Annotated in this window: 15 protein-coding genes and 1 riboswitch; of the genes, 3 read left to right on the top strand and 12 right to left on the bottom strand. The window is 44.0% G+C overall.

Features of this window, described 5'->3' with window-relative positions; translation table 11 throughout:
• Positions 1-23: 23 nt before the first annotated feature.
• From F597_RS0101200 to F597_RS0101160, 8 genes are all read right to left on the bottom strand, one after another.
• Entirely contained in the window at positions 24-401 is a 378-nt protein-coding gene (locus F597_RS0101200) for a YidH family protein (protein ID WP_019537880.1), read from the bottom strand.
• 98 nt (positions 402-499) lie between these two features.
• Positions 500-703: a hypothetical protein gene (locus F597_RS22520; protein ID WP_026326993.1), complete on the bottom strand. Its 204-nt coding sequence runs from the start codon at positions 701-703 to the stop codon at positions 500-502.
• A 21-nt stretch (positions 704-724) separates the two neighbouring features.
• Positions 725-1,459, bottom strand: coding sequence for a ZIP family metal transporter (locus F597_RS0101190; protein WP_019537879.1), 735 nt, complete (start codon positions 1,457-1,459; stop codon positions 725-727).
• A gap of 21 nt (positions 1,460-1,480) precedes the next feature.
• A complete protein-coding gene (locus tag F597_RS22250) occupies positions 1,481-1,651 on the bottom strand; it encodes a hypothetical protein (RefSeq protein WP_019537878.1) in 171 nt (56 codons plus the stop codon).
• A 211-nt stretch (positions 1,652-1,862) separates the two neighbouring features.
• Positions 1,863-2,294: a DUF134 domain-containing protein gene (locus tag F597_RS19890; RefSeq protein ID WP_044059915.1), complete on the bottom strand. Its 432-nt coding sequence runs from the start codon at positions 2,292-2,294 to the stop codon at positions 1,863-1,865.
• Between the two features lie 253 nt (positions 2,295-2,547).
• Positions 2,548-3,330 carry an MBL fold metallo-hydrolase gene (locus F597_RS19885; protein WP_019537875.1) on the bottom strand — a complete coding sequence of 261 codons (783 nt, stop codon included), beginning with the start codon at positions 3,328-3,330 and terminating at the stop codon, positions 2,548-2,550.
• A 77-nt stretch (positions 3,331-3,407) separates the two neighbouring features.
• Positions 3,408-3,962 carry a nicotinamide riboside transporter PnuC gene (gene pnuC / locus F597_RS0101165; protein ID WP_019537874.1) on the bottom strand — a complete coding sequence of 185 codons (555 nt, stop codon included), beginning with the start codon at positions 3,960-3,962 and terminating at the stop codon, positions 3,408-3,410.
• A gap of 71 nt (positions 3,963-4,033) precedes the next feature.
• The gene (locus F597_RS0101160; RefSeq protein WP_026326992.1) at positions 4,034-6,268 is read right to left on the bottom strand and encodes a TonB-dependent receptor; all 2,235 of its coding nucleotides are present in this window, start codon (positions 6,266-6,268) and stop codon (positions 4,034-4,036) included.
• A 107-nt stretch (positions 6,269-6,375) separates the two neighbouring features.
• A riboswitch (TPP riboswitch) is annotated at positions 6,376-6,472 on the bottom strand.
• 415 nt (positions 6,473-6,887) lie between these two features.
• Between F597_RS0101160 and F597_RS0101155 the strand changes: the two genes are divergently transcribed.
• Positions 6,888-9,188 carry a RelA/SpoT family protein gene (locus F597_RS0101155; RefSeq protein WP_019537872.1) on the top strand — a complete coding sequence of 767 codons (2,301 nt, stop codon included), beginning with the start codon at positions 6,888-6,890 and terminating at the stop codon, positions 9,186-9,188.
• Here F597_RS0101155 and F597_RS19880 read toward each other — a convergent pair.
• From F597_RS19880 to miaB, 4 genes are all read right to left on the bottom strand, one after another.
• Positions 9,181-9,564 carry a hypothetical protein gene (locus tag F597_RS19880; RefSeq protein WP_019537871.1) on the bottom strand — a complete coding sequence of 128 codons (384 nt, stop codon included), beginning with the start codon at positions 9,562-9,564 and terminating at the stop codon, positions 9,181-9,183. The two genes, F597_RS0101155 and F597_RS19880, sit on opposite strands and share 8 nt — an antisense overlap.
• Positions 9,561-9,938 carry a phage holin family protein gene (locus F597_RS0101145; RefSeq protein WP_019537870.1) on the bottom strand — a complete coding sequence of 126 codons (378 nt, stop codon included), beginning with the start codon at positions 9,936-9,938 and terminating at the stop codon, positions 9,561-9,563. Before F597_RS0101145 ends, F597_RS19880 begins: the two co-directional genes overlap by 4 nt.
• Before the next feature lie 28 nt (positions 9,939-9,966).
• A complete protein-coding gene (locus F597_RS0101140) occupies positions 9,967-10,209 on the bottom strand; it encodes a YtxH domain-containing protein (protein WP_019537869.1) in 243 nt (80 codons plus the stop codon).
• 254 nt (positions 10,210-10,463) lie between these two features.
• Positions 10,464-11,813 carry a tRNA (N6-isopentenyl adenosine(37)-C2)-methylthiotransferase MiaB gene (miaB, locus tag F597_RS0101135; RefSeq protein ID WP_026326991.1) on the bottom strand — a complete coding sequence of 450 codons (1,350 nt, stop codon included), beginning with the start codon at positions 11,811-11,813 and terminating at the stop codon, positions 10,464-10,466.
• 312 nt (positions 11,814-12,125) lie between these two features.
• On the opposite strand from miaB, the gene F597_RS0101125 reads away from it, so the two are divergent.
• Positions 12,126-12,623, top strand: a complete 498-nt coding sequence (locus F597_RS0101125) for a hypothetical protein (protein WP_019537866.1) — start codon at positions 12,126-12,128, stop codon at positions 12,621-12,623.
• Positions 12,624-12,664: 41 nt separating this feature from the next.
• Positions 12,665-14,161: a butyryl-CoA:acetate CoA transferase gene (locus tag F597_RS0101120; RefSeq protein ID WP_019537865.1), complete on the top strand. Its 1,497-nt coding sequence runs from the start codon at positions 12,665-12,667 to the stop codon at positions 14,159-14,161.
• Positions 14,162-14,184 lie beyond the last annotated feature (23 nt).

The following is a 14,184-nucleotide window of genomic DNA, read 5'->3' as shown; positions in this document are numbered from 1 at the left end:
GCGAGATTTGCGAACCGGCAAGATCAGATACTTTTGGCCAGGTACCATATTAGGATGATACTTATGATGACCATGCCCACGGTGAGATAAGTGGTGAGCTGATTTGAATTGGAATAACTATTCGATTCAAGCTGTTTTTCTATCTTCTTATAATTGGCGTATGCCATTACCGCCGTCAAGGCGCCTATCGCGACCAGAATCACACCTATGATGCCGGAGTGGCTTCCTTGTGATGGAGATGCCTGATCTTCAACAATAAAAGAAATCTGCCTGATGAACATTGAAAATTTGACGAGGATAAATCCCAAGCCTATAATCCCAATGCTGGTTCTGATCCATGCCAGAAATGTTCTCTCATTCGCGAGATGGTCGTTGGGCTTTCCCGTTTGTTTGTTATCCATCTTTTTATCTCAAATCTATATTGAAACTTCAGTAACTACAACACCGTCAAACATTTTTTTGTTTTACTGCCCCCAATTATTTTCTTACTTTTTCCATTTCAACCGTAAGTTATTGCTAACAAACTTACGCTACTCAATGCCATGGCTGCTCCTGCAATCATCAGATTTAACAGAAAGCCGTTGGCAGGGTAGAAGATACCGGCCGCAATCAGGATGCCGGTCACATTACTCCTTTTCAGGATGAACAGATACAAAAACATTCTCCAGCCTGGCAGAGACGGTGTTGGCATACCGGTGTGCATAATTACACGTTTTGAAAATTATCAGAACAGTTTTGAGGATACAATAAAGATGGCAAGTCCCACACCGCTCAAAAAAGCGTAACCGGAGTGTTTCTTTTCTTCTCCCCTTGCCTCGGGCAAAAGGTGCGCAGCGGAGATATAGATCAATACACCTGCCACGAAGCCTAACATCAATCCCAGACTGCTCTCGCTCAGACGGTTTATAAGAGGGTAGGCCACGAACGCACCCAGTGGCGTGGTGAGCCCGGCTACCAGGAACGCGTAGAACATAGCACGTTTCTTTTTCACCCCTCCCTTTAAAAAAAGGGTGTAGGTAATGATCCCTTCGGCAAATTCGTGAATGACCAGTCCCGTCGCGGCCAAAAGACCGACCGTGATACTGATACTAAAGGTGACCGTGTAGATGACGCCATCAATAAAAGAATGAATGCCTATTCCCTCTGCGGCAACGATACCGAAAGCCAACACTTCTGTTTGGGTTCTTTTTTTTATCAGGGCGTTCGAAAAAAACATGAATAGAAAACCGAGCAGCGCCATGAATCCTGCATAGAAATTCTTTAGTATCGCCTGTGGCAAAGCCATCATTAACGGTGTGGAAATCAACACCCCGGCCGCGAAACAGATAAAATAGGGCTTTGTCTTTAATGCCCATGCCTGATTTTTATAGAGAGTGAATATTCCCAACCCATTGATGAGTGCTGCCAGTATGGCGAACAGGGCGATCCAGAAAAATGTATCGTTATTAAACTTGTGCATATAAAACGTTATGATAAGGGTTTAATGATTTGTTGTGCCTTTTGAGACTGATATGCTGATCATCCGGTTGAATATCAGGTTGTCTGCCATCTCTTCCGGAAATTTAATCTCTCTTGCAAAGACACTGGTACTTACCGCAAATACATAAGTGCGGCTCCTTTTTTCAGCAAATATATAAAATAAAATGAACATACGTTCATTTCGGGCGGGTTAAATTCTATTAATCCGACTTTTCGCCCTATTGCGTTGCAGATGTCGGATCTTGTGACATGGTAATACGATTGGGGTTGTTTTTCGTAAACTTCCAGATTTCTGCGGTCACGTTGGCGCTATGATGAATACACTAATGTGATATAGCATAAATGATTTCATTATGATCTTCGCCTATATATCCATGAGGCGTTCATCTGCGGAATCTGCGTTTCCGTGATATGGTTTCTTTATTCAGCTGAACAATATCCTCAGAATCGCAGTTGCGACACTGTCTCGCCTGTTTCAGGGTGGTCATTGTCTCGTTGCATTTGTGGCACTTATACCAGGAATCCTCGGTGATATAATTCCCTCCCTGCATAAGAATGGCCCTGCCTTCAACAAATGCTTTTGCCACTTTTTTCCTTGCCTGATTGATAAGCCGGGTAAAGGTAGGCCGGGAGATATCCATTTTTTCAGCCGCTTCTTCCTGGCTGAGATCTTCGTAATCAACCAGCCTGATCGCTTCAACCTCCTCAAAGAGAAGAGTGACCGATTCCAACTGGCGAAGGGGGATGCCGAATGGCTTGTACCCATCCATCGGTGGAGGCATCATGATTTTTCTATATCTTACCCTGTTAGGCATAAAATTTTTATTTTTTTAGTTCTGACCACTTACATATCCATGTGTTCGATTTGTATGTGGCTCAATTTGATGTTCAAACATTTATCCTGTAACTTTTCCATTGCAAATTTAGTAAATAAAATGAACATACGTTTATAATATACTTTTTTCAGTTTTAATTAGGGGCTGATGAAAAATTCAATTAGTTCCCCTTGCGATGATCACTAAACATCTTCAATATTGAACCGGGCAGCATTCTTCTCTTTAAATCGATTCAGAAGGAAATAACATCTCCTGTTTTCGGTAATCTTATGTCGAAATTTTCAGAAAATTGGACCAATGCGGGGAATGCCGTACAATGTGAAGGAATCACATGGGTTATCTTGTGTTTCAAAAGATATTGAATAGTCTGCATGGTCTGTCTGTCTTTCTTCTTCAGATGGAACCCTCCCATGATACCATAGACCCTATTTTCATTGGTTACTCTTTTTGCATGTTCCAGAGTGTTGACAATCCCGGCGTGTCCACAGCCGGTAATGACAAAAAGGCCGTGTTCTGTTAAAATGGCGATTGCGCTGTCATCCGGAACAAAATCAGGAGTGCCATCTTCCAATGAGAAAGGTGTACGAGTTGATTCAAAATCGGTGACCCTTGGAATTTCTCCCAAAAACCATATCGTGTCGCTGATCTTATAGGGCTTGTCGGTGGTAACAAGGTTGAATTTTTCTGCTGTTTCCCGGTAACTGCATTTTAATCCAAGATAGGAGTGGTCTGCATTTCTGTATCTCTTCGTAAAGCAGCCCGGGTGGCAGACTAGCTTCCCCCCGGAAAGATAGGGTAACCCGTCCCCATGGTCGAAGTGCCCGTGGCTGAGGACGATCCGGGCGATAACCGTCATGTCGATCCCCATTTTAGCGGCGTTGACCAGGAAAAGGTCGCTTTGGCCTGTGTCAAACAGGACACGCACCTCCTTATGTTCAATAAAATATGACAGCCCGTGTTCCGCACTTGTATTTCTACCCGGATAGTTGTCTGTAAGTATAGAGACTTTTATCATTTTTTTTGACAAAAATAATCAAAAATATTTTGAATTGAGCATTTGCTCAGTTTGAACGGCCGGTGCATTGCATAATTTTATTTCATCATCCGTTTCCATTTGAAATAACCGAATAGAGAGATCACCGAATAGATCGCAAAAAGAATGGAGGTGGGGTAGAGCCCTTTCCATATATAAAGTCCGCAGGAAATAATATTTACAAAAAACCAAAACCACCATTGTTCCACATATTTGTGGGCAAGCAACCACATTCCAAGGATACTAAGTGCTGTCGTAAAGCTGTCGCCGTAGGGGACGGGACTGTCGGTGAAACGGATCAGAATAAAGGCAATAACTGCAAAAATAGCAGTTCCTATCAATGACAGTGGCAGGATATAGCGTCGGGGCGTGTGGCTGATCGGTAGTTCCGATCCTTCCGATTGATGCTTTGTCCATCGCATCCAGCCGTAAATGCTGGCGAAAAAGTAGTACACATTGATACCCATATCTGCATAGAATTTACTCTGGAAGAATATCCATACATAGACGATAGGCATCAGTACACCCACAGGCCATAGCCATTTGCTGGCTTTATATTCCAGATACAAATAGAGTAGTCCGATAACGGCGCCGATAATTTCAATGGTCTGCATTATTTATTTTTGTGTAAAAGTAAACGGATTTTCCCAACAAAAAAGAAAATCCGTTTACTGTATATAATTTTCTAGAAACTTAACGTAAGCCGTGCCATATAATTCCTGGGTGCCTGCGGATAGTATCCAATCCAATTGATAGTACTTCCATTCTCAAAAGCATCTGTGGATGCCCATCCATTGGCTACATATTTCTTGTTGAACAGGTTATTGACAAAAATATGAAGGTTGAAAGTTCCCACGGCCGATGGCTTAAAGGTATAACCGGCAGAAAAGTTACTCACGAAATAGGCGTCAATCGATTTTGCATTGTCCGATGTATTGTCGAGATACTGTTTGCTTACATATTTCCCTGTCAGGTTTAGGTAGAGAGTCTGTGTGGGCTGCCAGGTAACCCCTATAGCACTCACCACACTGGGTGAGAATGAAATGTCGGTCGTTCCGTAATCTTTGGATATCTGTCCTGTCCAGTTGTAATCATCCTCGTTATCATACACGTCAAAGTAGGCCGTATAGTTGTCAATCTTATTCCGGCTGAGTGTGGTGTTGGCGTCTAAGACCAGTTTGTTATTCAAAACCGGAATCGCTGCTTCCAGCTCAATACCGGCCCGGTAGCTGTCTTTTACGTTTTCCATCAATTTATATCCTATGTCGCTGAGCTTGCCGGTCTGTACCATTTGGTTATGATAATCCATATAATAAAGATTTGCCCCTAACCGCATACCATTGGCTCCCTGATAACGGTACCCAAGTTCATAATCGATCATCCGTTCAGGCTTGATGGGATTGATGGCGCCTCCCTTTATCCCATCTTTCAGATCGGTTCGGAGCGGTTCCCGTTGTCCCACGGCTGCCGAAGCATAAAACCGGTTATGGTCATTCATCCGGAATGAAAGGCCTGCTTTAGGATTCACGAAATTGTAATTGAATTTCCCCGTCAGATCCATCAGGTCATCATCTATACCGCTGAAACGGTAAGAGATGTGCCGGTATTGCAGGTCGCCGAAAAACGACAGTTTCTCATTCAGTTGATATTCTGCCTTGGTGAAGAGGTTCACTTCCGATTTTTCACCCACATTACGGTACCACTCGTAGTTCTCGGGTATGTTCTCCGAGTGTTTTATCCAGGGAAGTCTCCCGTAATGGTTCCCGTCGTAGAAGCTGTACATTCCGCCGAAAGTGAGCTCCAGCGCATTTCTTCTATAGTTGAAATTGAGGTTAGCCACATAGAAATCATTTTTCATCAACTTTTGCCGTACGAAGTCGGTGCGGCTGTAAGTACTATCGTTAATTGTCTGCGGCTCTAACCCGAAATCGGAGTACTTTCTGTTGTGCCGGTAATTTTCATAGTAGCCGTAACCATGGTTATAGCTGAGTCCGGCATTCATCGAGAGATGCCGGTTCAGTTCCCGTGCAAGGGTAAGTTGCAGGATATCGGAATAGTAGTTGTCGGTTTCGTTGTCGTAATACACCCGGTTGCCCGCATCATCAAAATATTCTCCGGCGGGATTGTAACGGCGTCCGTACTCTTCGTCTTTCATTTGCTCTTCGGAAACACCTTCCCACGTGATCCCCGTATGTTGTATCCCCTTCATGTAGATCAGGCGGATCATCTGTCTGTCATGGTAATGGGATAATGCTGCATAAAGGTTGGTGTGATCCACTTTGCCGTTCCTTATATAGCCGTCGCCCAACACACGTGAGAAGCGGGTATCGAACGACAGTCCGTTTTTCATTATCCCTGTTCCCGCCGCTATATTCGATAAGAATGTACCGTAACTCCCTACTGCAGTAGAGGCTTCACCGTAGGCTTCGGAGCGGGCGCCTGCCGTCTGTAAAGAGATACTGGCGCCAAAAGCAGCTGATCCGTTGGTGGATGTTCCTACCCCCCGTTGTATCTGTATGTTTTGTAATGAGTTGGAGAGGTCGGGCAGGTTTACCCAGTAGACCTCCTGGCTTTCGGGATTGTTCAACGGCATTCCGTTGAGCGTCACATTGATGCGGGTAGCATCGGTACCCCGTATCCTGAACGCCGTGTTACCTACTCCTAATCCGTCTTCTGTAAAGGAAACAATTGATGGTTGATACTGCAACACTGCCGGGATATTTCGAGCCGCATTTTCTTTTTTGATATCAGAGGAAGAGATATTGGAGTATGTTACCGGTGTATTTTGCCCGGCACGTGTAGCAGATACAATTACCTCTTCCAGTTGAATTTGATCGAGACTGTCGGTTTGCGCATTTTGCGCCCTTACCTGATAAACCAATGCCAACAAGATTGCCGGCAATAAAAAAACCTTTTTCATTTACTTTTACTTTAAATTTTAGGATGGGCAAAGCAATTTGCGATGCACATCGTTAGTTAGTGAAATAAAAAAGGGGATTTGTAAAGATATATACCAGAAAAACCACGAAAGTGTGGACTTTATTTTCCCTACGCCGGCATTACCCGGATCAGGTGATTTGGGTATGATCTCAGCCCGTTTACTTGGGCACCCCCTGTCGAATGAGAAAACAAAGATAGGACAATTTTGTTCAGAAGGAGTGTTATCTACTGTTTTTTAACATCCAAAACAGTTGTCAGGGCAAAAATAACCGGTTGAATAGATGTTATTTTTGGATTTATTTGTAATTTCGTTCACTAAAGTTAGACTATTTCTCGCAATGGCATAATTCAAGTATACTTAGGTGTTTTCTACGCTCGACATAGTAAAAACAAGTTTCTCCTCTGTACTCGCTTACCGAAAACATTCAAGCAAGCTTGTCTTCTGCTCATATTGCTTAACGAAATAGTTCACTTAAGTAAAAACTTCTGGATTTTAATCGGGCTTTTTCCATACCTGTCATATATAGCAGATGATCATACATTGATGAATTGTAAAAATCCGGTTAAACGAAAGAATATAAACAGGGTCAAATAGGTATATGAGCGATGAAGAAAAACTGGTTGCGGAAGATCAGATGATTGAGAATGAGTTTCAGGCTCTTCTGAACGATTATCTGAATTCGAATCACCGGCGGAAGGTGGACGTCATCACCCGTGCGTATAACATGGCGAAAGAAGCGCATAAAGGCGCACGCCGGCGTTCGGGAGAACCTTATATCATGCATCCGCTGGCGGTAGCCCGTATTGTGTCGAAAGAAATGGGGTTGGGGTCTACCTCCATCTCTGCTTCCCTATTGCATGATGTGGTGGAAGATACCGATTATACTGTGGAAGATATCCGTGCACTGTTTGGCGAAAAGATCGCACAGATTGTGGATGGCCTGACAAAAATCTCGCATGGTATGTTTGGCGAGAATGTATCGGCGCAGGCAGAGAATTTCAGAAAATTGCTGCTGACCATGTCGGATGATATCCGTGTAATCCTTATCAAGATCGCAGACCGACTGCACAATATGCGTACGCTCTCTTCCATGACGGCTGCCAAACAGTACAAGATCACAGGAGAGACATTGTATATTTATGCCCCGTTGGCGCATCGCCTGGGGCTTTTTGCTATCAAAACCGAACTGGAAGAACTCTGTTTCAAGTATGAGCATCCCGAAACCTATGCCGACCTGACGCAAAAGATTGAGGAGACAGCACCAGAGCGAAACAAGATATATGAAAATTTTGCTGTTCCTGTGATAAAGGCGCTCGATAAAATGGATATGGAATATGAGATGCGGGCGCGGGTCAAGTCAGTCTATTCCATTTGGAACAAGATGCAGACCAAAGGGATTGAATTTTCGGAGGTGTACGACCTGTTTGCTGTGCGTATTATTTTCGAAGTACATCCCGGTATGGATGAGAAAAAGCAATGCTGGGATATCTACTCTGCCATCACAGATATATACAAACTTCGTCCTGATCGTATTCGCGACTGGGTGAGCCATCCCAAGGCCAACGGCTATCAGGCACTCCATCTTACGGTGATGGGGCCGGACGGAAAATGGATCGAAATACAGATCCGCAGCCGCCGGATGGACGATATTGCCGAAAAAGGATTTGCCGCTCACTGGAAATATAAGGAAAACAGGATTGAAGAGGACAATGAATTGGACAAATGGTTGAAAACCATTCAGGAGGTGCTGGCCAATCCGAATCCGAATGCCATCGACTTTCTGGATACGGTAAAGATGAATCTTTTCTCGTCTGAAATTTTTGTGTTTACTCCCAAAGGCGAGATAAAAACCCTTCCACAGGGAGCGACAGCACTCGATTTTGCCTATACCATCCATACCAGGGTAGGCGATCATTGTTTAGGCGCCAAAGTGAATCATACGCTGGCCCCATTCAGTCAGAAGCTAAGCAGTGGAGATCAGGTGGAGATACTCACCTCTCAATCGGTCAACCCGCAACCGGAATGGCTCAATTTCGTGACTACAGCCAAAGCACGAACTAAGATTGAAGCATCGTTGCGACGACAGCGGCGACGGATTACCGAAAAGGGGCAGAAAATGCTTGAAGAGCTGTTTGAAAATGAACCTATCGATAATACAGTCTTTAATAAGATACTTCATGTTTATAAGGCTGAGAACAAAGATGACCTCTATTATCTGATCGGGAATAACGAAGTTTTGCTTCCTTCCAATAAAGATGCCTTCTTTAAAATGAAGATTGAACCGGAGAAACAGGATAACCTGTTCGTGCGATATATGAAACAGGCGATGAATGCAATCAAAAAAGCACCGCCTGTCGATCAGAGAAATATAAAGAACGGGCAAAAGGAATCCGAACCATCTGTTGTGTCGGAAGAGTTATCCGGAGAAAGGGAGAAGATTGACCGGAAAGCTGTTTTCCTGCTTACGGAAACCAATTTCCGTAAGAATTTTATTGTTTCTTCATGTTGTAACCCGCTTCCGGGCGACGATGTATTCGGATATGTAACCGAGAAAGAGGAGGTGGAGGTACACAAACGTTCCTGCCAGACAGGCCTGAAGTTGAAATCCAGTTTTGGTGACCGGATCATTGCGGTGAAATGGGGTGATTACCGGCAATATTCTTTTTTGGCATCCATCGTTTTTACGGGAATAGACCGGGTGGGGATATTAGGAACTATACTGTCGAAACTGTCAGAGGATGTGGTGGTGAATATACAGAGCGTAAATGTTTCTACCAATGACGGCATCTTTGAAGGCGTATTCAATATACATGTCCATAGTGCGGAAGAAGTGAATCAACTCTGTGCCAAGATAGCAAAAGTGGACGGTGTAAGTACCGTCCACAGATCCACTATTTAATTCTTTTTCTTTTTCTACCGAACAGCATGGATGGAATCTTCCTGACAGCAAATGCTATGAGTGCCGGTTTGGCGACTTTCCATGAGAGAGATCCTATAAGAGGAAGATTCGACAAGGCGAGATTCAACCAGGGGTTGGTTCTCTTTGTCACAAAAGGAGTGACGGAATAAGAAGAACCGCTCGACAAATGATCTACTGTTTCGGCCAGTTTTGATTTTACCGAGGAAGTTATGCCTTTTGTGAGCATCGTTCCCCAGTTATCGTTCAAATACTGTAATTGATACGATAGCCGTTGACTTGCAATGACACGTTCTTCACGCAACCGTTTCTTTTCTAACCGAAGTTCCTCCAGCGGAGTTAATTTATAGGTACTCATTTGTCACTCTTTTTATCATCCTTATCATCTTGCGTCATCAGAAAGCGTACTACCCCATTTGATATTTTCTGGTTGAAACGCTTTTTCAAAAGTAGCATAATCAGCAACACCAAAATGGAAAATGCAGATACAATGCCAAAGCCTGCCCAGAGGCTTTCAAGCAGTTCAGCCAGGTAGAGGGCTGCTGTTACCAGTGCGAAAAAAAGCGCTACCAAAGCGATCCCTGCTATAATCAGGCCATAACTGATTGCAGCTGAACCCAGACTTACTTTCTCGTACACTTCCAGTTTTCCGAGTTCGAGCGAACTGGAGATGTAGTTCGAAATATCATCCCGCATTTCCTCGAATAGCGTACTTACCTTTTTCTCTTCCATCGTTTTGTTCGGTTAAAGGATAAGATATTTATTGTTTTGCCAGCTCTTTCTTGGCTATTTCGGCAATGTCATCTATATCTTCCTTTAAATCCTGTACTTCGCTTTTTCCTTTGTAGATAGCGGTTTTGACATTGGCTCGTACTTTATCTGCAAACTCGTTGGCCTGCTCCAGCCACTCCTCTTTTCTGTCACTTCCCATAATGTAACCTACTGCAGCTCCGAGAGCAACGCCGATTCCTAAACCTAATAATAGTTTTGCTTCTGATTTCATAATTTTTGCGTTTAATAGTTAATAGTTCAATTTGTATATCAGACTATTTCTGTGCCAGGCATAACCCAAAGTAAGCTTTGTTTCTGCTCTCACTTAACGAAATAGTTCATTGAGATAACGAAAATATTATTTTAATAATACTCAATCAAGCTTTGTTACTACAATCCTAACAGCTTATTGAACGCCTTCTTTATTAGATAGAACACATTACCGGCAAAATTGTTTTTCGAAACAGAAATTTCCAGGATCGGATATTATTCGGCTGACAACGAATCTCCCAGTAATGTAGCGGCTGTAAAGCCTGTTATTTTCACCTTTACAAACTCTCCGATGCGGTGTTTTTTCTTATCAAAAATAACTACCTTATTCTGGTCGGTACGGCCGAAGAGTTGTTCCCGTGAGCGCTTGGAGAATCCTTCTGTGAGTACCTCGAATTCTTTACCCAGATCCTTTTCGTTGCTTTGCCGCGACAATTCCATTTGCAGGTCGATAATTTCTTGCAGGCGTCTGCTTTTGACCTCTTCCGGTACATTGTCTTCCAATCTTCTTGCAGCGTAAGTGCCCGGTCGCTCCGAATATTTGAACATGAAAGCCGAATCGAATCCCACTTCGCGCATCATGGAGAGTGTCTCCTGATGGTCTTCTTCCGTTTCAGAATGGAATCCGCACATGATGTCGGTAGAAAGTCCGCAACCGGGGATGATCCGTTTGATGGCTGCAATCCTGTCCATGTACCACTCCCTGTCGTATCTTCTGTTCATCAGTTTCATCATCCTTGAACTTCCCGATTGTACGGGAAGGTGGATGTAGTTACAGAGATTTTTGTATTTGGCGATGGTTTCCAGCGTTTCATCGGTCATGTCCCGTGGATGTGATGTGGTGAAACGGATCCGCATCCCGGGAGCGGCTTCAGCCACCATAGCCAGCAACGCGGGGAAATCAATTTTTCTGTTGCTGTCCATAAAACGGTAGGAGTTTACATTCTGCCCCAAGAGGGTAACCTCCCTGAACCCCTTTTCGCGCATGACACGTAACTCATTCAATATACTTTCCGGCTCACGGCTGCGCTCCCGTCCGCGGGTAAAAGGTACAATACAGTAGGTACAGAATTTATCACATCCCCGCATAATGGAAATATATCCGGAGATGTTGCTGCCGTTCAACTTTAAAGGGATTACATCTTTGTATGTCTCTGTTTTTGACAGCTCAATGTTGATGGCTTTTTCGCCTCTTTCGGCCGCCCCGACTAAATTGGGAAGGTCGAGATAGGCATCGGGCCCTACCACCAGGTCGACATTATGATCGTCTATCAGGTCCGATTTTGCCCTTTCGGCCATACATCCCAATACGCCCACGATAAGAGGTTCTTTCCTTTTTCTCTTCAGTGCATTGAAATATTCCAATCGCTGTACTACTCGTTGCTCTGCATTATCCCTTATAGAACAGGTGTTTACGAAAATAGCATCAGCATCGCGGTCATTATCGGTAAGGCTGTAGCCATCCATTTCCATGATAGAAGCGACTACTTCCGTATCCGCCACATTCATTTGACAGCCGTAAGTCTCTATGAATAGTTTTTTTTCTTTTACTCCGTTCGGATTCATACGATTTTTTATTTTTTCTTTTCGGTGTATGGAACCTTCGGTGGTCGGTTTCATAACTTATTTGTAAACTGTGATATATACTATAAAATTTTTGGGAAAAGTTAAAATGTCAAATTATCGACAGAAAAGTTGCAATATTCTTTTTCTTATACTAACTTTGCCACAAGGAAAAATAAAAATTTTTTCATAGTTAAGGTTTTGGTTAATTGTTCGAGAGTAACTGTGAAGTTGCTCTCGATTTTTATATCGACCATGTAACCTCCGATTCAGAAAAAATCACTATTTTTGTCCAGTTGCAAAATTAATCAAAATATGGAGTTTGGAGATATTATTTATTTTATCCTTCTGGTATTTTTCATGATATTGGGTTTTTTTAATGATTCCCGCAAGAAAAAGCAACAGCAACAGAAGCAATCAGAAGCACAAGAGCGGTCGGAAACTGAATTCCGCCCCTTTTTGGATGAAGAGCAGGAGATTATACCCCCTCAATCACAGGGCAAAAAGCGTAAAACTCCCCCGCCGATACCTGCTGCTTATTCGGCAAAGGAAAGATACGATAATTTTCAGTCCTCAATCGATCTGGTATCTATTCACGAAGAACCCTCTACCCTCTCGAGTTATACCTTTGATTATAATGTAAATTCCTTTTATGAGCTGGATCCTGATTCACCTGATTCACCTGATAATGTCCGGGAGGATCAATCAAGGAAATCACTGCATCCGTTGCTTCAGGGTCTGAGAGATGGAACAGGCCGTGAAGAACTTAAAAAAGGGTTGATTTACGGAGAGATTATGCAAAGAAAGTATTGAAAATATATCGATTTATCTAAACACAAAAATATTTACTGTTTATGGCATTACAATTTATTAGCGCTGAAGAGGCTGCGGCACTCGTGAAAAATGACGACAATGTAGGCTTCAGCGGTTTTACCCATGCCGGATGTCCCAAAGTGGTTCCGGTAGAGATTGCTAAAAGGGCGGAGGCAGAACATGCCAAAGGCAATCCTTTCAAGATCGGTATTTTCACGGGAGCATCCACCGGTGACTCCATAGACGGTGCACTCGCCCGTGCGAAAGCGATCAAATTCCGTACACCTTACCAGACTAACAAAGATATGCGTGATGCGATCAACCGGGGAGAATTGGACTATTTCGATCTTCATCTTTCGCAGTTGGCCCAGGAAATCCGGTATGGGTTTCTCGGCAAGGTCAATGTGGCTGTTATAGAGGCTTGTGAAGTGACCGAGAAAGGGGAGATCGTTCCGACGACCGCCGTGGGGATTACACCCACCATCTGTCGGCTGGCAGATATCGTGATCGTGGAGCTTAACAAGCAAGTCCCCTCGAAATTACGTGGTATTCACGATATATACGAACTGCAGGATCCTCCCAAGCGGCGGGAAATACCTATATTCGAAGTACAGGCACGTGTAGGGCTCGATTATGTGAAGGTGGATCCGAAAAAGATATTTGTGGTGGAAACCGACAGGGACGGCGAAGGAAGCGGTTTCGCTCCGGTGGATGAGGTTACCCGGCAGATAGGAAACAATGTGGCCGACTTTTTCGTGTCGGAGATGAAAGCAGGACGTATTCCCGCCCATTTTCTGCCTATCCAGTCGGGAGTGGGAAATATTGCCAACGCTGTGTTGGCCTCGATGGGAAGCAATCCCGATATCCCTCGTTTCGAAGTATATACGGAAGTGATACAGGACGCTGTCCTCGACATGATGCAGAAAGGTTTCATCTCGTTCGCCAGCGGCTGTTCGCTTACTGTAAGCAATGATGCGCTTCATCAGTTCTATAACGATCTCGATTTCTTTAAAAATAAACTGGTATTACGCCCGTCGGAGGTCTCCAATAATCCGGGGATGGCGCGTCGACTCGGTATCATCGCCCTGAATACCGCCATCGAAGTGGATATCTTCGGCAGCGTGAACTCCACCCATGTGAATGGTACCCATATGATGAACGGGATCGGTGGGTCGGGTGATTTTACCCGCAACTCTTACCTTTCTATTTTCCTTACTCCTTCTACCGCCAAGAATGGTGCTATAAGCTGCATCGTGCCCAAAGTGACGCATGAAGATCACAATGAGCATTCTGTGAAGATTGTGGTGTCGGAATTTGGTGTAGCCGACCTGCGGGGCAAAGGGCCAAGGAAACGCGCCGAAGAGATCATCGAGAAGTGTGCCCATCCCGATTATCGTCCGCTTCTGTATGAATATCTTAACCGTGGCGTAAAGGGGCATCTTCCTCAGGATATTTACGCTTGCTACGCTTTCCATCATGCCTTGAAAGAAACCCGAAGCATGCTCAATACCGACTTCTCGAAATATCAGATAGGTTGACGTCGTTTAGAAATAACTCTCAG

The sequence above is a fragment of the Proteiniphilum acetatigenes DSM 18083 genome (genome assembly GCF_000380985.1).
Classification (GTDB): domain Bacteria; phylum Bacteroidota; class Bacteroidia; order Bacteroidales; family Dysgonomonadaceae; genus Proteiniphilum; species Proteiniphilum acetatigenes.
The sequence above is the reverse complement of the archived record's forward strand: the minus strand, read 5'-3'. Positions and strand labels throughout refer to the sequence as shown.

Bases quoted from the DNA above. Each gene is read 5' to 3' on its own strand.
- F597_RS0101200 (WP_019537880.1), bottom strand. From the start codon at position 401: ATGGATAACAAACAAACGGGAAAGCCCAACGACCATCTCGCGAATGAG.
- F597_RS22520 (WP_026326993.1), bottom strand. From the start codon at position 703: ATGCACACCGGTATGCCAACACCGTCTCTGCCAGGCTGGAGAATGTTT.
- F597_RS0101190 (WP_019537879.1), bottom strand. From the start codon at position 1,459: ATGCACAAGTTTAATAACGATACATTTTTCTGGATCGCCCTGTTCGCC.
- F597_RS22250 (WP_019537878.1), bottom strand. From the start codon at position 1,651: ATGTTCATTTTATTTTATATATTTGCTGAAAAAAGGAGCCGCACTTAT.
- F597_RS19890 (WP_044059915.1), bottom strand. From the start codon at position 2,294: ATGCCTAACAGGGTAAGATATAGAAAAATCATGATGCCTCCACCGATG.
- F597_RS19885 (WP_019537875.1), bottom strand. From the start codon at position 3,330: ATGATAAAAGTCTCTATACTTACAGACAACTATCCGGGTAGAAATACA.
- pnuC (WP_019537874.1), bottom strand. From the start codon at position 3,962: ATGCAGACCATTGAAATTATCGGCGCCGTTATCGGACTACTCTATTTG.
- F597_RS0101160 (WP_026326992.1), bottom strand. From the start codon at position 6,268: ATGAAAAAGGTTTTTTTATTGCCGGCAATCTTGTTGGCATTGGTTTAT.
- F597_RS0101155 (WP_019537872.1), top strand. From the start codon at position 6,888: ATGAGCGATGAAGAAAAACTGGTTGCGGAAGATCAGATGATTGAGAAT.
- F597_RS19880 (WP_019537871.1), bottom strand. From the start codon at position 9,564: ATGAGTACCTATAAATTAACTCCGCTGGAGGAACTTCGGTTAGAAAAG.
- F597_RS0101145 (WP_019537870.1), bottom strand. From the start codon at position 9,938: ATGGAAGAGAAAAAGGTAAGTACGCTATTCGAGGAAATGCGGGATGAT.
- F597_RS0101140 (WP_019537869.1), bottom strand. From the start codon at position 10,209: ATGAAATCAGAAGCAAAACTATTATTAGGTTTAGGAATCGGCGTTGCT.
- miaB (WP_026326991.1), bottom strand. From the start codon at position 11,813: ATGAATCCGAACGGAGTAAAAGAAAAAAAACTATTCATAGAGACTTAC.
- F597_RS0101125 (WP_019537866.1), top strand. From the start codon at position 12,126: ATGGAGTTTGGAGATATTATTTATTTTATCCTTCTGGTATTTTTCATG.
- F597_RS0101120 (WP_019537865.1), top strand. From the start codon at position 12,665: ATGGCATTACAATTTATTAGCGCTGAAGAGGCTGCGGCACTCGTGAAA.